The sequence below is a fragment of the Ruegeria sp. AD11(2025) genome, assembly GCF_056542405.1.
The window spans coordinates 1-17,825 of sequence record NZ_JBQFZU010000037.1; the positions used below are offsets into that span (position 1 = coordinate 1).

At 60.3% G+C, this 17,825-nt stretch carries 18 protein-coding genes and 1 tRNA gene; 11 read left to right on the forward strand and 8 right to left on the reverse strand.

Annotated elements, in window-relative coordinates:
- Nucleotides 1–429: 429 nt before the first annotated feature.
- From ACR1XY_RS21780 to ACR1XY_RS21795, 4 genes are all read left to right on the forward strand, one after another.
- Nucleotides 430–1,182: a 5-oxoprolinase subunit B family protein gene (locus ACR1XY_RS21780; protein ID WP_480596451.1), complete on the forward strand. Its 753-nt coding sequence runs from the start codon at nt 430–432 to the stop codon at nt 1,180–1,182.
- The gene (locus tag ACR1XY_RS21785; RefSeq protein WP_480596453.1) at nt 1,179–2,177 is read left to right on the forward strand and encodes a 5-oxoprolinase subunit C family protein; all 999 of its coding nucleotides are present in this window, start codon (nt 1,179–1,181) and stop codon (nt 2,175–2,177) included. The genes ACR1XY_RS21780 and ACR1XY_RS21785 overlap by 4 nt, the downstream gene beginning before the upstream one ends.
- Nucleotides 2,178–2,189: 12 nt before the next feature.
- Nucleotides 2,190–2,951, forward strand: a complete 762-nt coding sequence (locus ACR1XY_RS21790; RefSeq protein ID WP_480596455.1) for a LamB/YcsF family protein — start codon at nt 2,190–2,192, stop codon at nt 2,949–2,951.
- A 151-nt stretch (nt 2,952–3,102) separates the two neighbouring features.
- Nucleotides 3,103–4,350 carry a hypothetical protein gene (locus tag ACR1XY_RS21795; protein ID WP_480596457.1) on the forward strand — a complete coding sequence of 416 codons (1,248 nt, stop codon included), beginning with the start codon at nt 3,103–3,105 and terminating at the stop codon, nt 4,348–4,350.
- 72 nt (nt 4,351–4,422) lie between these two features.
- Here the strand turns inward: ACR1XY_RS21795 and ACR1XY_RS21800 are convergent, their stop codons facing one another.
- Both ACR1XY_RS21800 and ACR1XY_RS21805 read right to left on the reverse strand, forming a co-directional pair.
- Nucleotides 4,423–5,805, reverse strand: a complete 1,383-nt coding sequence (locus ACR1XY_RS21800; RefSeq protein WP_480596459.1) for a D-alanyl-D-alanine carboxypeptidase family protein — start codon at nt 5,803–5,805, stop codon at nt 4,423–4,425.
- A gap of 280 nt (nt 5,806–6,085) precedes the next feature.
- The gene (locus ACR1XY_RS21805; RefSeq protein ID WP_480596461.1) at nt 6,086–6,787 is read right to left on the reverse strand and encodes an HAD family hydrolase; all 702 of its coding nucleotides are present in this window, start codon (nt 6,785–6,787) and stop codon (nt 6,086–6,088) included.
- Between the two features lie 93 nt (nt 6,788–6,880).
- Here ACR1XY_RS21805 and clpS point away from each other — a divergent pair, with 93 nt between their 5' ends.
- The 4 genes from clpS to hemF are packed head-to-tail and all read left to right on the forward strand — an operon-like array spanning nt 6,881 to nt 9,946.
- Nucleotides 6,881–7,225, forward strand: a complete 345-nt coding sequence (gene clpS, locus ACR1XY_RS21810) for an ATP-dependent Clp protease adapter ClpS (protein WP_480596463.1) — start codon at nt 6,881–6,883, stop codon at nt 7,223–7,225.
- Between the two features lie 27 nt (nt 7,226–7,252).
- Nucleotides 7,253–8,218 (forward strand): class I SAM-dependent methyltransferase, encoded by a 966-nt coding sequence (locus ACR1XY_RS21815; RefSeq protein WP_480596465.1) that lies wholly within the window; start codon nt 7,253–7,255, stop codon nt 8,216–8,218.
- A gap of 37 nt (nt 8,219–8,255) precedes the next feature.
- A complete protein-coding gene (locus tag ACR1XY_RS21820) occupies nt 8,256–9,056 on the forward strand; it encodes an SDR family NAD(P)-dependent oxidoreductase (protein ID WP_480596468.1) in 801 nt (266 codons plus the stop codon).
- A gap of 5 nt (nt 9,057–9,061) precedes the next feature.
- Nucleotides 9,062–9,946 carry an oxygen-dependent coproporphyrinogen oxidase gene (gene hemF / locus ACR1XY_RS21825; protein WP_480596470.1) on the forward strand — a complete coding sequence of 295 codons (885 nt, stop codon included), beginning with the start codon at nt 9,062–9,064 and terminating at the stop codon, nt 9,944–9,946.
- A 6-nt stretch (nt 9,947–9,952) separates the two neighbouring features.
- Here hemF and ACR1XY_RS21830 read toward each other — a convergent pair whose 3' ends face one another.
- The 4 genes from ACR1XY_RS21830 to modA form a co-directional block, all read right to left on the reverse strand.
- Entirely contained in the window at nt 9,953–10,360 is a 408-nt protein-coding gene (locus ACR1XY_RS21830; RefSeq protein WP_480596472.1) for a hypothetical protein, read from the reverse strand.
- 80 nt (nt 10,361–10,440) lie between these two features.
- Nucleotides 10,441–11,538 (reverse strand): molybdenum ABC transporter ATP-binding protein, encoded by a 1,098-nt coding sequence (gene modC, locus ACR1XY_RS21835; protein WP_480596474.1) that lies wholly within the window; start codon nt 11,536–11,538, stop codon nt 10,441–10,443.
- A complete protein-coding gene (gene modB, locus ACR1XY_RS21840) occupies nt 11,535–12,227 on the reverse strand; it encodes a molybdate ABC transporter permease subunit (RefSeq protein WP_480596476.1) in 693 nt (230 codons plus the stop codon). Before modB ends, modC begins: the two co-directional genes overlap by 4 nt.
- A 3-nt stretch (nt 12,228–12,230) precedes the next feature.
- A complete protein-coding gene (gene modA, locus ACR1XY_RS21845; RefSeq protein ID WP_480596479.1) occupies nt 12,231–13,010 on the reverse strand; it encodes a molybdate ABC transporter substrate-binding protein in 780 nt (259 codons plus the stop codon).
- Between the two features lie 219 nt (nt 13,011–13,229).
- On the opposite strand from modA, the gene ACR1XY_RS21850 reads away from it, so the two are divergent.
- A tRNA-Val gene (locus ACR1XY_RS21850) sits at nt 13,230–13,305 on the forward strand.
- Between the two features lie 145 nt (nt 13,306–13,450).
- On the forward strand, nt 13,451–14,449 hold the full coding sequence (locus tag ACR1XY_RS21855; protein ID WP_480596482.1) for a LacI family DNA-binding transcriptional regulator: 999 nt from the start codon (nt 13,451–13,453) through the stop codon (nt 14,447–14,449).
- On the opposite strand, the gene ACR1XY_RS21860 is transcribed toward ACR1XY_RS21855, so the two are convergent.
- Nucleotides 14,450–15,583: a Gfo/Idh/MocA family protein gene (locus tag ACR1XY_RS21860; RefSeq protein ID WP_480596486.1), complete on the reverse strand. Its 1,134-nt coding sequence runs from the start codon at nt 15,581–15,583 to the stop codon at nt 14,450–14,452. It abuts the gene before it with no gap.
- Between the two features lie 36 nt (nt 15,584–15,619).
- The gene (locus tag ACR1XY_RS21865) at nt 15,620–16,723 is read right to left on the reverse strand and encodes a Gfo/Idh/MocA family protein (RefSeq protein WP_480596488.1); all 1,104 of its coding nucleotides are present in this window, start codon (nt 16,721–16,723) and stop codon (nt 15,620–15,622) included.
- 113 nt (nt 16,724–16,836) lie between these two features.
- Here ACR1XY_RS21865 and iolC point away from each other — a divergent pair, with 113 nt between their 5' ends.
- Nucleotides 16,837–17,817, forward strand: coding sequence for a 5-dehydro-2-deoxygluconokinase (gene iolC / locus ACR1XY_RS21870; protein ID WP_480596490.1), 981 nt, complete (start codon nt 16,837–16,839; stop codon nt 17,815–17,817).
- Nucleotides 17,818–17,825: the final 8 nt, after the last annotated feature.

Consider the following 17,825-nt stretch of genomic DNA (forward strand, 5'->3'; position numbering starts at 1 on the left):
GTCCCACCGTCTCACCGGTGCGTCCCAAGCGCCTCAGCAGCGCCGGTGAAGGGGGTTCTAAGTATAACCAGCACTAGCCGCAAGCAGAAAATCACATCCTGCGCAATTTTTTTGCCATTTTACTATTTTTTATTTATTTTCAATAATTTATGAGCACCTCCGGCAGGGCGATCTCTGCCAACACACCCCAAAGCCGGTGATCCACCACAAAGCCATGACCCGGCCGCGTCCACGCCCACTCTATATATAGTGAGTCCGCCTTCCGCACCCACAAGGCCAGCCCGACTCGGTTGCCCAAAATTCGGCCAGTTTTCCCGACTCGACTCGCATTTTAGACTTAGAAAGCCGCTCGGGTCCAAGCCCGGGGCTTGCGCATTGGCCCGGGATAAGATCACCTCGCCGCAAAGAAACGTTCGAACGCATTATGAGATGACACCCAAGCAGGTAGCCCCTTTCCCACGCATCCGAACAGTTGGTCTGGACGGTGTGCTGATTTCGTTTGGAGATACGATGTCGGAACCCTCCAATCGTGCCGCCCTCGCGTTCCGCAACGCTGTCGACTCTCTGAATTGGGATGGTGTGGCCGAGACATCGGCCTCGCTTGCTTCGGCCTATATCCGGTTTGATCCAATTCGATTGCCGCACTCCGAAATTCAGGCGCGCCTGGAACAGATTTTAGAGCGACAGAATTGGTATCAGGCATCGCTTCCGGCCGGGCGTCGTCTGTGGAAGGTGCCAACCGTTTATGGCGGCGAGCTTGCGCCGCAACTGGATGAGGTCGCCGCCGCGGCGGGGCTGTCATCCGTCGAAGCCATCAAACGCCTTGGCAACACCTGCGTGCGAGTGCTGACCATAGGCTTCGCGCCTGGTCAGCCCTATCTCGGCCCGCTGGGACCGGAGTTCAACATTCCGCGCCTCAAGGAGCTGACGCCGATGGTACCCGAGGGCGCCCTAGTGCTGGCGATTTCCCAGTTTGTGCTGTTTTCGGGGCCGACCCCCACCGGATGGCGGCATGTAGGTCAGACCGCGTTCCGGTGTTTCCGCCCCGAAGCCGAGCAGAGCTTTGCACTGCGCCCCGGGGATGAGATGCAGTTTATTCCGGTTAGCCCGGACGAACTGGAGGCCATCCGCGCGACCCGCGATAGCGCGGGCGGCGCGTCCTGCACGGAGATCCCCGCATGAGTCTGCTTGTGCATCAGATCGGACCCGCCTGCACAGTGCAGGATCAGGGGCGCACGGGATATCTGGATCAGGGTCTGTCACGGTCTGGCGCGGCGGATCAGTTGGCCCTTCATGAAGGCGCAGCGCTGTTGGGCCAAAGCCCAGATAGCGCTGCATTGGAAATGGCAGGCAAGGGCGGATCGTTCGAGGCCACCGAGCCAGTCAACATTGCCCTGTCCGGTGCGTCGATGCAGGCGAATATCGATGGTACGCCGATCGCCTGGAATGCCTCTTATGCTTTGCAGGCCGGGCAGAAGCTGACCATCGGTGCGGTCACACAAGGAACATATGGCTATCTGCACGTTGGAGGCGGGATTGATGCGCCCCAGTTTCTGGGGTCGCGCTCTGCCCATTTGACCGCGAAGGTCGGGCGCGCAGTGCAGATGGGTGACATGTTGCCGGCAGGTCCGCATGCGGGCAGCGCTGGAATGAAGCTGCGTCCGGAGGATCGGTTCGCCGGTGGCACTCTGCGTGTAGTTGCAAGCTTTCAAACCCCCTTGTTCGAGCAGAGCACGCTGAACCGTTTTGCCCGGACAGCGTTTCGGCGCGGGGCACGGGCGAACCGGATGGGTATGCAACTAAACAGCGATGGCGAGGGTTTCGCTGCCCAAGGTCAGCTGAACATATTGTCCGAGGTGATCACCCCCGGTGACATCCAGATGACTGGCACCGGCAACCCCTTTATCCTTCTGCCCGAATGTCAGACCACCGGAGGCTATCCCCGGATTGCCACCGTTCTGCCCTGTGACCTGCCCCGTGCGGCGCAGACCCCTCCGGGAGGGCAGGTCCGGTTCCAATTCGTGACGATGGAGGAAGCTGTCGCCCTGCATGCAACCTATCTTTCCGATCTGTCACGATTGCGGACACGGGTCGAACCTCTGGTCCTTAACCCACATGACATACCGGATCTGTTGTCCTACCAATTGATCGGCGGAATGGTCTCTGCCACCGAGTAAGGAGTGTTGCCGATGCCCAGCGTCGATCTGAATGCAGATATGGGAGAAAGCTTTGGCCCATGGAAAATGGGCGATGATGACAGCCTGCTGAAGATCATCACATCGGCCAATATAGCCTGCGGCTTTCACGCGGGCGATCCGGATGTGATGGCAAAGACGATGACTCTGGCGGCCCGGAACGGAGTGGGCATCGGTGCGCATCCCGGCTTTCCCGACCTGCAGGGGTTTGGTCGCCGCAACATGAAGGTGCCCCATGACAGCTTGCGCAATCTGGTGCGTTATCAACTGGGCGCGGCGATGGGGATGGCCAAGGCAGTTGGCACCAAAGTCCGACACCTGAAACTGCACGGAGCGCTGGCCAATATGTGCTCGGTCGATATCGACATGGCGCGGGCTTGTTATCTGGGCGCGCTGGACGTGGACCCGGATATCATCATCATGGTTTTAGCCGTCACCAAACAAGAAGAGGCTGTGCGTGAGATTGGCTGCAAATGGGTCGGCGAGATTTTTGCCGACCGCGCCTATAATGATGACGGCACTCTGGTGGATCGCAGCCTGCCCGGCGCGGTTATCCATGACCCGGAGCTTGCCGGGCCGCGCATCCTGAACATGGTCCGCGAAGGCGCCATCATCACCGAATCCGGCAAACTGCTTGAAACCTCGATCGATACGATCTGCCTGCATGGCGATGGACCTACCGCAGTGCAAATCGCTCGGTCCGTGCGCGAGAACCTGATCGCAGGCGGTGTCGAGGTGACAAAATTCACCCGATGACCATGCGGTCGTAAGACCATCGCCCCACCTTCTTACTGTTGCCCGCTTGGACTTCTGACCCTAGCATGACCGCAAGTGCATGTTCTGATTATTGGAAATCCAAGCAAGGCCACGCCCGACTGCCACCGGGTATGCGCAAGGAGGTTTATCAATGTCTTTCGATTTGATGTCGTATCAGCCCCGCGGGGACAAGAAGAACTCGGACTTCTTCAACGAGTACCTGCCGATGATCTACGAACGGCGTACCAGCTCGGGCGTGGCCGATCAGGTTGGGCCGATGCGGGCAATAGTCCTGCAGGTGGAAACCACCGCGCTGTTCGATACGCTGATTGAGCTGTATGTGATGACCCCATATCGCCACACGGCCACATATATGGGGCAGACCCACAAGTTCTCAATCCTGCATTCGCATCCCGATTACCCGGCCATGATCGTGATGGCCCCGCTGAACCCCAGCTTTGAGGACTTCATCCCACGCATCAACCGGATGTACCCGCTGGCGCGTAACACACCACAAACCCGATACGTCGGAGAAATCTATGGTGCGACCGACCTGAAAACGCTCAGCAAGACGCTCGAAGATCAAAACATCCGCTTTGAGTACAAAGGCGATACCGAGAACCCATTCTACACGCAGGATGGGTTCTGCTTCACCACCCCGTCCGATTTTACCTGCAACCGGGTGGGTTATTCCACGCTGGACTTCAATGACCCGGACGGTTTGGGGCTGGGGGACCGCGTGCTGCTGAGCAATGCGGAACGGGCACAACTGGATCAGGCCGCCGCGTTTGGGGCGGACAGCAAAATCTCTCCTTTGATGCTGGGGATCGATCACCTCGCCACCCGCATTCTGGCCGGTGAGCGTGAGGACGCGATCCTCGAGTTCCTGACCATGGTGCCCTATTATTTCTGGGGGGCGTACAACATCTTCGACATGAACTCGTCGACCAATGTGAACCGGAATGCCAATGTGGATGATGACAAGAAGTCACCCGCCAAGGTCTTCACGGCGAACAACACGCCTTCCTTCGTCAATTCCTTTGAACAGTTGCCCATGCCAACCGAGGATTTTGTCCGCAATTTTGGTCGCCGCCTGCATCACATGGCGGTTGAGATTCAGGATGGTGATCACAACGCCGGGGAAAAGAATGTCGATTTCGTTGTCAATACGCTCAAGGACAAGGGCGTGCCGTTCCTGGCGCATGTGGTGGGTGAATGCAAAGACGACCCTAACCTGAAACAGATTTTCTCGAAACACTCAAAAAACACTCTGCTGATCACCGAGTATATCGAGCGCTGCCATCACTATGACGGGTTCTTTACAAAGGACAACGTGGCCGCTCTGACCGCAGCTGCCGGGCAGGATGAGCAATATCAGCACGGCCACGTGTTCGACTAAGGCGTTCTGACAAAAAAAGAGGCTGCGAGTATCCTCGCAGCCAGACCCATTCAGGAGAGTATATGTCGGATCTTATGACGGCCCGATCATGAAACATGTGACATTCCGGGCCTGAAGCCTGCGGCAGGCCAGATCAGCCTGTTCGCGGGTCATGCCCTGAAATGTCGCCTCGAACCCGCGCGAGCTTTGGTTCACCTTGCGCAGGGTTCCTTCCAGAGTGGTCATTTCCGACAGGGCGGTTTTCAGCAAAACCTTTTCCGCCTCGTATCGGGTGGTATAGCGGCCCACATTGACGCCCCACAAATGCCCGCCGGATGTAGACAGCCGGGTCACAATTTCCTGTTCGGGCTCGGGCTGCACGTTCGGGTCGGTCGATGCCAGAACCAGTTTTTCCGGACGTGCGGCTGGCCGCGTTGTGTCGTCGGTTGCAGCCTGAACATCCGCAGCCGCAATGGCTGCGGCGATACCGTCCTGAATGCGCGCACCGTTCTTGGCAGCGGTCGCGGCAACGGTGCCAGCCACCTGTACGGCAGCACCTGGCCCCGGACGTAGCACCGGCCGCAGGCTGGTTTTCGGTGCTCCGGTCAGAGCCGCGACAGTCGCGTCCAACCCGACATTCCCGGCATAGGCCGGACGGGCCGGTTTGCGGATCGGTGCCCGCGACGGTGCGCGGCGGAAACCCATGTCCAGCAGCTCGGCCACTTTGGCATTGCGCGATGCGCCGGATTTACCGCCGAACACGGTGGCGATGATCCGTTCATCTTTGCGCTTGGCCGAAGCCACAAGGTTGAAGCCCGCAGCCCGGGTGTAACCGGTTTTGATCCCATCCGCGCCTTTATAGGCGGCCAGCAGGCGACGGTTCGTGTTCGGAACCGTCTTGATCCCGGCATTGGTCGATTGCCGCGAGAACAGGTTGTAGTACTGCGGGTAATCATACAGCAGGTGACGGCCCAGTGTGGTCATGTCCCGTGCGGTGGACAGGTGACCCGATTCTGTCAAACCATGCGCGTTCTTGAACGTAGTGCGGCTCATCCCCATGGCCTTGGCGGTGCGGGTCATGCGGCGAGCAAAGGCGGCTTCGGACCCGCTGATGGCGATACCGATGGCGGTGGCGGCATCATTGGCCGACTTCACTGCGGCAGCGCGAATCAGATAGCGGAAGGCAATCTTCTGCCCTGTGCGCAAACCCAGTTTCGATGGCGGCTCGGACGCGGCTTTCGTGGTGATACGCACCGGTGTGTCCAGCGTGATTTCCCCGTTCCGCACCGCTTCGAACGCGATGTAGAGCGTCATCATCTTGGTCAGCGAAGCCGGATGCAACCGTGTGTCGGCGTTGCGCGAGTGCAGCACCTCTCCGGTTCGTGCATCAATCACCATTGCCGCATAGGGCGCGGCCACCCCTTGCAACGGCGCAAAGGAGAGCAGCCACAAGAATGCTATAAGGAATAAGCCCATTCGGGCCGGAACTGTCCGCCGAACCTGCACGATCTTTGCCTCTGTCTACCTCGGGCCGCCGGGTTTTCCCGGTCAGCTTGTAATTATTTTATTGCTTTAAAGGCTAACACAGGGACCCAATGAAATAAACCAAAAGCTCATCAAATCGCTGTTTGGTTACCCTTTGGATGACATACAACATATGGCCATGCACGTCCCCTGCCCCACCACATCCATGAATGTGACCGGAAAATGCCGCCGCTCTGCGTCGAATTTTCGAAACTGAGACCATTCGGCAACATCAGCCGAGCCGCTGAACAAGGTCCGAGAGCTGGCCCAGGTCCTGCAACTCGCGGTACCGGGGGTTCTCGGCTGGCGTTTCGGCCTGCTCGACCTCCCAGACCAGCCCGTACGGCACATACACGCCCCAGCATCCCGCCTGAATCGGGGCCACCACATCGGATCGCATTGAATTGCCGACCATCATGGCCGACGCAGGTCCGCCCTCGTACTGGTTAAAAATCTGCAGATAGGTCTGTGGTGTCTTCTCAGAGACGATTTCAACCCCGTCGAACAGCTCTCCCAATCCGGACTGCGCCAGTTTCCGCTCCTGGTCGATCAGGTCGCCCTTGGTGATCAGCACCACCTGATGAGTCGCCGCCGCGCTCTCGATCGCCTCACGTGCATGGGGCAGCAGCTCGATCGGATGGGCCAGCATCTCTTGCCCGGCTTCGACCAGTTGGCGGATTACCGAGGCCGGAACCCGATCATTCGTCACCTCGACCGCGGTTTCGATCATCGACAGGGTAAAGCCTTTGATTCCGTACCCGTAGTGACGGATGTTGCGCTTTTCAGCCGCCAGCAGGCGCTCCAACAGATGATCCTTCTCGGCATGATCGGCCAGCAAATCGGTGAAATGAGCCTGTGTGAGCTGAAAAAAACGCTCGTTGTGCCACAAAGTATCATCCGCATCGAAGCCGATTGTGGTAAGGTTTTGACCCATGTCGAATACGTCCTGCTGGCTCTTTTCTCTGGCAAGTACGACGTTATATAAGCGCACAGATAAACCGAAGCCTGAATCGGACAGTAGAACGCAATGCTTGAACACCAATGGATCATGTCTGACAAACCGGACGACGACGACCCAGACTCGTCAGTCCTGGTGCAGACGCGCCCAAAGACCAAGCGCCCGCCACTGTACAAGGTTCTGCTGCTGAATGACGACTACACCCCAATGGAGTTCGTGGTGCATGTACTGGAGCGCTTCTTCAGCATGACCCACGCACAAGCGTTCGAGATCATGTTGACCGTCCACAAAAAAGGCGTCGCGGTCGTGGGTGTGTTCAGCCACGAGATCGCCGAGACCAAAGTAGGTCAGGTCATGGATTTTGCCCGTCGGCATCAGCACCCTCTGCAATGCACCATGGAGCGGGAAGAGTAAGCCCGCGCTGCTCTTTCGAAGTCGTTCATGTCTCCTCGTCTCGATCTCGCCCTGCATAGCGGCCTTTCGCTGTCGCAACCGCTGACGGTGCTTGGACCGACCGCAAGCAGTGACCTGTCTGCCTTGCCCCGCGAGACGCAGGTGGTGCAGCCGTTCAAGCCGTTTCATGATCACTTTGCCAACCAGGGGTTCTCGGTCATTCCTGAAACGGATGAGCCCTGTCGGGACGCCATTGTGATCCTGCCCCGTGCCAAGGCGCTGGCCCGCTCGAAGGTGTATCAAGCGTGCTGTCGCGCCACTGGAGTCGTCGTCGTGGACGGCGCCAAGACCGATGGCGTCGACAGCCTGCTGAAAGACATCCGAAAACGCGTCGTGGTCGAGGGGCCGATCTCCAAGGCCCATGGCAAGATTTTCTGGTTCCAGTCGGATCGCCAGACTTTTGCGGATTGGGCCGCGCCCGAGCATCAGACCGCAGACGGCTTTCAGACCGCGCCGGGGGTGTTCTCGGCGGACGGCATCGATCCGGCTTCGGCCCTGTTGCGGGCGGCGCTGCCCGAAAAGCCGGGCGCTCGGGTCGCTGACCTTGGTGCGGGTTGGGGATATCTGTCCGCCGGGCTTCTGCAGGCTCCGGGCCTGAAGGCCCTGCATCTGGTCGAGGCCGACCGCACCGCGCTTACCTGCGCCCGCACCAATGTAGCTGACCCACGCGCGCAGTTTCACTGGGCCGATGCGGTGACCTGGCTTGCACCCGAACCCATCGACGCAGTGGTGATGAACCCGCCGTTCCACACCGGCCGCAGCGCCGAACCGGAGCTGGGGCAAGGCTTCATCCGGTCGTCCGCCAGGAACCTGACCCGCACCGGTGCACTGTGGATGGTTGCCAACCGTCACCTGCCCTATGAAACCACTCTGACCGACGTTTTTATCCATGTCGAAGAAGTAACCGGCGACAATCGGTTCAAGGTCTTTCATGCCTCTCGCCCTCGGCGGTGATCCCGGCTAACCTGCGCCGCAACTCAGGAGTTTACGCATGTCCTTTTCCATAGCTGGCAAAACTGCAATCGTGACCGGCGGGGCCAACGGCGTCGGTCTGGCCATCGGGCGTCACTTTGCTGATGCAGGTGCCAATGTGATGTTTGCCGACATGGACGAGAAACGGCTGACCGAGGAGCTGGGGGAACAGGCCGACGACAGTAATATCCGTTTCTTCGCCGGGGACCTGCGGGAAAAGCTGACCATCGCCAACCTTCTGTCCGCCACCATCGACGCGTTCGATCAGGTGGACATTCTGATCAACGGCGCGCGGCAGGTGATCCCCTCCGATCCGCTGGATACCGAAGATGACTCGGTGCGTACCCTGCTAAACCAGAACCTGATGCCTGCCCTGCGGCTGAGCCAGCTAGTCGCCAAACGGATGATCAAACAAGCCGATGACGAGGACGAAAACCCGGCCAGGTCGATCATCAACCTGTCCTCGATTGCCGCCCGGCGCACGCACCCTGATCTGATGGCCTATTCCGTGTCGACTGCCGCACTGGACCAGTTGACCCGCTCACTGGCAGTGGCGCTGGCCCCGAACCGTATCCGGGTGAACTCGATCGCTCTGGGCTCGGTGATGAGTGCCTCGCTGCAATCCACCCTGAAAGAGAACCGCGACTTCCGCGACGACATCGAGAAACACACCCCTCTGGCCCGGATCGCCGCGCCTACCGAGTTGACCGAGACGGCACAGTTTCTAGCCTCGGACGCCGCCGGGTTCATCACCGGGCAAATCCTGACCATTGACGGCGGCCGCACCCTGCTGGATCCCGTCGCAGCCCCGGCCCACTAATCCCCATGTTCGACACTGAAAAATCAACCGCCTCTGCTTGGTTCCGCGATTTGCGCGACCGGATCGTCACCGCATTCGAAGCCCTGGAAGACAGTCACGACAGCGGGCCATTCTCGGATGGGAAGCCCGGCCGGTTCGAGGTCAAGGAAACCACACGCCAATCCGAGGACGGTTCGGACGCGGGTGGCGGGTTGATGTCTGTGATGCGCGGTGGCCGCGTTTTCGAAAAGGTTGGCGTCAACATCTCGACCGTCTACGGCACGCTGGGTGAGCGGGCGCAGCAAGCCATGGCCGCCCGCAAGGGCATTCCCGGCATGGTCGATGATCCACGTTTCTGGGCCTCTGGCATTTCGCTGGTCGCACACATGCAGAACCCGCATGTCCCGGCCGTGCATATGAATACCCGTATGTTCTGGACGCCACACGCATGGTGGTTCGGAGGCGGATCGGACCTGAACCCCTGTATCGAATATGATGAAGACACCGTTCATTTCCACGCCACGCAGAAGGCGCACCTGGACCCGCACGGACCGGGGCACTATCCGCGCCTCAAGGAATGGGCGGACGAATACTTCTATATCCCACACCGGAAACGCGCCCGAGGCGTGGGCGGCATCTTCATGGATGACTACTGCACCGGTGACTGGGCGGCAGATTTTGCGCTGACACAGGATATTGGCCGGGCCTTTTTACCTGCCTTCCTGCCTCTGGTCGAAAAGCGCCGCGTGCAGGGCTTTGACGATGACGATAAAAACACCCAACTGGTGCATCGCGGCCTCTATGCCGAATACAATCTGGTTTACGACCGGGGCACCAAGTTTGGGCTGGAAACCGGCCACGACCCGGACGCAGTGCTGATGAGCCTGCCCCCATTGGCCAAGTGGGTCTGATTTTGGTCAGAAGTCGAAATCCATGATGTTGTCAAAGCAATGGCTCTGTGCTCCGGATGCCGACATATTCTCACCCACGCGGCTGACCGTGATAGAATAGCTTTTCGAGGTGTCGCCGCCTTCGGGCGGCGCCAGCGAAAACTGCACTGTACGCGTCTGCTTGTCATAGGCTTTGGCGACGTAAATGCGCTGGGTCGTCGGCAGGCCGAGGGTGCGGATGGCGAAATCTCCAATACCGCACCAATAGGCGATTGCCGCTGACGAGCCATGGGTGGCCACCTGGTAATTACCATTGTCCAACTGCGTGACCGTTGCGCGATATCCGGGCCTGATTGCAAAGCCAACTCCGACGGCTTGCGCCAGTGTTGGCAGCAAAAGAAGAACAACTGTGCCTGAAACTCTGAAAAACCGCATAGCAACAAATCCTTGGCCTGAAACACATTCGGACATTACCATAAATCATAGGAGGCACGGCTTGTGAGTAAAGCCCGGGCTCATCGGGCGCTCAGCCGACCGCCAACATCCTGCGGCGCCAGGGCAACCGTCTTGATCACCGCATAGCAGGGCTTGCCGGGCTCCAGCCCCAGCGCCTCGACCGAGCGGCGGGTGACGCGGGCCAGTACCGGTCCTGCCGGGGTTTGGACCGACACAATGGCTCCCGGCCCTTCACCCGCGCGGATCGTATCGACTGTTCCTGCCAGCATGTTCAAGGCCGAGAGTCCCTCGGGCCGCTTGCTGGACAGGATCACCTCCTGAGCCGGAATACGGATGCGCAGTTCTTCCCCCACCTGATGCGGAATGCGCGGCAGGAACAGGCGCGCGCCGCCAGCATCCAATTCAGTCAGCCCGTCGGCGTGATGGTCCCGCACCCGAACCTTAAGCACCGCGCCCACAGCACGTACCCCGGCCGGGGCGATCGACGGATCGGCCATCACCTCGGACGCCGGGCCGTGTCGCACCGCCTTGCCGTCCTGAAGCGCAACCACGGAAGTCGCCAGCCGCGCGACCTCGGCCGCGGAATGTGTGACATAGAGAATCGGCACCGAGACCTCATCCCGCAGCCGTTCGAAATAAGGCAGGATCTCAGCCTTGCGTTCGTCGTCCAACGCGGCCAGAGGTTCATCGGCCAGGATCAGCCGTGGACTGGCCAGCAATGCTCGTCCAATCGCCACGCGCTGCTTTTCACCGCCTGACAGGCCAGCAGGACGGCGGTCCAGCAAATGTCCTATGCCCAGCATCTCGATCACTTTGTCCGGGTCCTCGCGGCGCGCTCGTTTCGGCGCAAACCAGCGGCCATAGGACAGGTTCTGCCGCACGGTCAGATGCGGGAACAGACGGCCTTCCTGAAAGATATAACCCAACCGCCTGCGATGCGGCGGCAGCCAGAGGTTCTTCTCGGTATCGAAAAGCTCCCACCCGTCTACAGCGATCCGCCCGGCCTTGGGGCGCAGCAAACCGGCCACGGCATTGACCACTGTGGTCTTGCCCGACCCGGAGCGCCCAAACAGAACGGTCACGCCCGAGGGCGCGTCAAAGCTGAGATCCAGCGTTAGGTCGGGCAGATCGTGCTGCAGGCGGACAGACAGACTCATGACCCGGACACCCGGGCAGCGGCGCGACGACCGACATATTCCGACAGTAGCAACGCCCCCATGGCGATGATGATCGACACCACCACCAGCCGCGTCGCCGCGCCCCCGCCCCCCGGCACTTGCAAAAAGGCATAGACTGCCGACGGCAGGGTTTGGGTCTGGCCCGGGATGTTGGAAACAAAGGTTATCGTGGCCCCGAACTCTCCCATCGCTTTGGCAAAGGCAAGAATGGCACCAGCGATCACACCGGGCAGAATCATTGGCAGGGTGACTGTGGCAAAGACGAAGGGGCGCGACGCGCCCAGTGTCGCCCCAGCCTGCTCCAACTTGGGGTCCACCGCCTCGATCGACAGGCGGATGGCCCGCACCATCAACGGAAAGGCCATGATCCCTGCGGCCAGCGCCGCGCCGGTCCAGCGAAAGGCCACGACGATGCCAAACTCGGCCAGCAGCTTGCCCAACGGCCCCTGGATGCCGAAGGTCAGCAATAGCAGATATCCGGTCACCACCGGTGGCAGGATCAGTGGCAGATGCACCAACCCGTTCAGCAACTGACGGCCGGGAAACCGCCAGCGCGCCAGCGCGTAGGCCACAAAAATGCCAAAAGGCAAGGTCACCAGCGTAGCCCAAAAGGAAACGCGCAATGACAGTCTGAGCGCTTCAAGCTCTGCTGGCCCCAACCACCCCATGTGTCAGCGATCCGGTAGGGCAAAGCCCTGTGTGATGAAAACTTCCTGGGCGGCGTCCGATTGCAGGTGATCCAGAAACGCCCGAGCTGCGGTTGTGCCAGACGCGGTCACCGCTGCCGGATAGATAACCGGCGGGTGCAGATCGGGCGGGAACGAGGCCACAACCTGAACCCGGTCTTCGACTTGCGCATCCGACTGGTAGACAATCCCCAACGGCGCGGCCCCTGACGCAACCAGCGCGAGCGCCGCGCGAACGTTGTCGGTCTGTGCGATCCGGGTCTGCACATCCTCCCACAACCCCAGGTTCTGCAGCGCCGCCTTGCCGTAAATTCCCGCTGGCACCGCATCGACTAGCGCCATCGCCAGATGCCCGTTCCCAAGCCTCGCAGGCAGATCGACATCCGGCTGCATCCGGCCGATCTGATCCTGACCTGCACCGCCAATCAGAACCAACCCATTACCCAGCAAATCCACCCGCGAGTCCGCGTCGATCAATTCCTGGTTCTGCAGAACATCCATCCAATCCACATTCGCCGAAATGAACAGATGCGCAGGTGCGCCCAGTTGAATCTGCCGCGCCAATACGGACGAGGCTGCATAGGACACCGTGACCTCATGCCCGGTTTGCTGTTCGAAAACCGGCGCGATCTCGTCCAAGGCATTTTTCAGGCTGGCGGCGGCAAAAACCAAAACCTCCGCCGCTCCGGCCCTTATCGGGGCCAGCGTCAATGTGCCCAACACCAAGGCTGCGATTGCACATCGGCGGGCAAGGGAAAGGATCATGTGCTCTCCCGTCTGGAAGGTTTCAGTTCCTTCGGGAATATCTGAGGGCGCATATGGCACGCAAGCGCCTTTCCCTGGACCGAGGGCGCAGCCTGCCGAAAATGAACAAAATAAACGTGGAGCAATATCAAAGGAACTCGCCTGACCGGGCCGTACATCAAAGAAATTGTGCCAGACCCTCTTGCGCCCGCGCTCTGGCTTGGCTACATGCACCGTCACGGGTGATTAGCTCAGTTGGTAGAGCGCTTCGTTTACACCGAAGATGTCGGGAGTTCGAGTCTCTCATCACCCACCATTTCATCTCCAAATCGCGCAAATGACACGGGCCCGGCGTAATTTGAACCCGACGCTTGCAACCGATTGCAAGTTTTGACCGTTGGCGCGTAGTATTTCATCATGAATTCGCTTGTTAGCCTTCCCCAGTTCCGCGGGCGCCAGTCATGAGTGTCACCCTCAAAGATGTCGCCGCACTGGCCGGCGTGTCCCGCTCGGCCGTTTCACGCACCTTTACCGAGGGCGCTTCGGTGTCGGCCAAGACCCGCAGCAAGGTTGAAAAAGCCGCCAAGGAACTGGGCTACAGTCCCAACGCGCTGGCGTCGTCGCTGACCACGGGACGGACCAAGCTGATCGGGTTGATCTCCAACAACTTCCACAACCCGATCTTCCTTGAGGTATTCGACCAGTTCACCCGCGCCCTGCAGGAACGTGGGCTGCGGCCGCTGATCGTGAATCTGACGGACGAGACCGAACCGGCCAATTCGGTGCGAATGTTGCGGCAATACTCGGTAGATGCCGCCATCGTCGCCTCATCGACTTTGCCACCCAGTTTTGCAAAGGCGTTTCATGACGCGGGCGTTCCGGTGGTACATACATTCGGCCGCTCGGCCACATCGCCAGAAGTTCACGTCGTGGGAATCGACAACGTGGAATGCGGGCGGATGGCAGCGCGTGAACTTCTGGCGCGCGGCTACCGGCGCGTGGGATATCTGGGCGGGCCGAAGGATGCAACATCGGCCATGGACCGGTATCGCGGCTTCATGGAGGAGTTAGAAAAACGCCCCGACATTGAGGTGTCGCATTCCTTCGCTGGGGCCTATTCCTTTGACGCAGGGCGTGCCGAGATGCTGAGATTGCTGGCTGGCACCCCCGCCGAAGGCTATTTCTGCGGTGACGACATCCTGTCCATCGGCGCCCTGTCGGCCCTGCGGGATCACGGGCTGAAACCGGGCACGGATATCGGCATCATCGGCCTCAACGATATGGAAATGTCGCGGTGGGAGAGCGTAGACCTCACTACAATTCACCAGCCGATCAAGCAGATCATCACCTCGTCCGTGGATCTGGTCGAGGAAATGCTGAAGGACCCCAAACGCTACCCCGAGGCGCGGATTTTCCCTTGCCGGGTGATTGAGCGGGGCACGCTGCGGCCCCGCCCCTGATCACTGGAACATCGGCGGGCGCGCGTCTTTCCAGGCGCCGTCCTCTTTGCCCGATGCCACGGCCGCGTGCACAGCGGCAATCGAGCGAACCCCGTCTGACGCGCCCGGCAGGCCGTCGCGGGTCTCGCCCCGGATCGCATCGGCCAGGTCGCAATAGATATTGGCGACCGCCAGCGGAAACCCTTCGGGATGCGCGATGGCCACGCGGGACAGGCGCTGCGCTTCATCATGCAGGCCGCCCTCACCCTTTTCGATGATCTGGGTGCGCCCGCCAACAGGGGTATAGATCAATTGGTTGGGTTGTTCCGAAGTCCAGCGCAGACCGCCGGTTTCACCGAACACCTGAATGTCGAACCCGTGTTGCCGCCCGATGGCCACGGATGAGGTCCATAGGCGGCCGACAGCGCCACCCTCCATCCGGAAGTTGATCATTGCGTCGTCTTCCAGTTCGCGGCTGGAAATGGTCGAAGCCATGTCGGCGGACAGTGTCTTCACCTCATCATCGCAGATGAAGCTGGCCATGTGCAGCGCGTGGATGCCGCAATCAGCGAATTGCCCCGAAACCCCCGCCATCGCTGGATCATAGCGCCAGCGCACACGCGGGTTGTCGGCATCGGTGGCATCGCCATGGTGGCCGTGACTGAAATTGGTGACGACCAGACGCACCTTGCCAATGTCGCCTGCCCGCACCATCGCACGGGCCTGCCGCACCATCGGATAGGCGGAATAGCAGTAATTCACCGCACAGATCTTGCCCGACGCCTCGGTCACGCGGACAATCTCCTCACCCTCTTCCACGGTCATGGTCATCGGCTTTTCGCACAGTACGTTGAACCCGGCCTCAAGGAACGCTTTGGCGATCTCGAAATGGGTGGAGTTTGGCGTGGCAATCGTCACCAGATCGATCCGGTCGGCGCGGCCCTTTTCGCCAGCCAGCATCTCTTGCCAATCGCCATAGGCGCGGTCGGCGGCCACGCCCAGCCGCTGCGCATATTCCCGGCCTACGTCGGGGCGGTGATCCAGCGCACCGGCTGCGAACTCGAACATGCCGTCCGCCTGAGCCCCCAGACGGTGTGCAGGCCCAATCTGGCTTCCTTCGCCACCACCAATCATGCCCCATTTCAGCTTTGCCATGGTATTTGTCTCTCTTAAGTGTTTTGCCGTTCGCGATCAGAAATCGCGGATGTTTTGCCATTGCCGTTGCCGGGAGGACGCCAGCGCCGCGGCGACGACAAGGTTAACCTCGTGCCCGTCGTGGAAGGTGGGCCAGATGGGCTGCCCGGTATGGATCGCCTGCAGGAAATCCTTGGCCTCAATGATGATCTGGTCCTGATAGCCGGTCCCGTGGCCCGGACCCTGACAGAAGGGTTCGTAGTCCGGATGCGCCGGACCGGTCAGGATCTTGGTGAAGCCGCGCTGCGCCTCGGGGCCTTCGCGGCGATAGAACCACAGAGCGTTCTGGTCCTCCTGATCAAAACGCAGAGCGCCCTTGGTGCCAGAAATCTCATAGGCGTAGCCCATCTTGCGGCCTGTCGCGACGCGGCTGACATAGATATTGCCCATCGCACCATTTTCGAACCGGCACATGATCTGCGCGTGATCATCATTGTCCACCATGCCGCCGGGGCGGGAGTGGTGAACGGTCTCGACCTCGGCCATAACCTCGGCAATCGGCCCCATCAGCGCCAGCGCGCCATTGATCATGTGCGGCGCCAGATCGCCCATCGTTCCGTTTGCCATGCCGGTTGTGCGCCAGGTGGCCGGGGCCTCGGGGTCGGCATAAAAATCTTCAGTATGCTCGCCGCGGAACCAGGTGATGTCTCCCAGCTCACCCTCTGCAATCAGTTTTCGCGCGTATTGCGTGGCGGGGGTGCGGGCATAATTGAAGCCGACCATGTTGGTGACACCGGCCGCCTCGGCGGCCGCTACCATGGCTGCTCCATCCTGCATCGACGCGCCAAGCGGCTTTTCGCACAGCACCGGCTTGCCCAAGGCAAAGGACGCTTCGGCGATCTGGCGGTGGGTGTTCTGGGGTGAGGCGATCACTACAGCCTCGACCGCCGGGTCGTTGACCAGCACCCGCCAGTCCTCGGTCGCGCGGCGGAATCCGTACGCCGCCCGATACCGTTCGGCGCTTTCGGGGCTTGAGGCGCAGATCATCTCAAGACGCGGGCGAAGTGCCGTGTTGAACACTGCACCCACCGCCGACATGGCAACGGAATGGGCCTTGCCCATATAGCCACCGCCAACAATTCCAATTCCGATTTCAGGCATCTGTCGCGGCTCCGAACATATCATTTGCAACCGGTTGCAAAATGAGTATCGTGTGAATCGATTCAACGCAAGGTCCAAACTTTGCCGACCCCAGCTTGCCGGAGGAATATGACGTGAGCGCTTTGATAGACGGTATCAAAGGAAACCGGTTCGCCGTGTTGGGGCGTGCGGGCATGGACATGTTCGCCGATCCCATTGGCGTCAAAAGCGAAGATGCTGATACGTTCCACGCCGATCTGGGCGGATCGTCGGCCAATATCTGTGCAGGTCTGGTCAAGTTGGGTAGTCAGGCGTCGCTGGTCACCTCGGTCTCGGATGATGCCATTGGGCGATTCTGCCTGAATCGCCTGCGCCACTATGGCGTCGACACGTCCAATATCCGTGTCGTTGGCGGTGAATACCGCATGTCGCTGGCCGTTTATGAAAGCCGGATCGAGAATTTCCAGAACGTCATCTATCGCAATGGGGCCGTCGATTTTCAGGTCACTGAAGAGGACATGGACAAGGTCGACTATTCCGCCTTCTCCGCCGTGATCTCGGCGGGCACTGTCTTTGCAGCAGAACCCTCGCGCAGCGCCACCTTCCGCGCTTTCGAAAACGCCCGCGCAGCCGGGTTGCCCGTAATTTTCGACATTGATTACCGCCCCTATAGCTGGCCCTCGCCCGAGGTGGCCGCCGACGTCCTGTCGCTCGCCGGAGAGGCCAGTGACCTGATCGTCGGCAATGACGAAGAGTTCGGTTTCATGGCCGGGGGTATCGAAAAGGGTTTCGCCAAGGCCAAGGAACTGGCGGAAAAACCGGGCCGAATCGTCATCTATAAGAAAGGTGAACAGGGCGCGGTGACGCTGGCGGACGGTCAGGAGATCCGCACCGGTATCTACCCTGTCACCGCCGTCAAACCCAACGGCGCGGGCGACAGTTTCATGGCCGGCCTGCTGGCGTCAATCGCGGCGGGGCATTCGCTGAAAGACTCGGTCATGCGCGGGTCGGCCTGTGCCTCGATCGTTGTATCACAACCCGGTTGCGCCCAGGCGATGCCAACAACGCAGCAACTGGACGCATTCCTCGCCACCCACCCCGGCCCGACCACATAGGAGGCTCC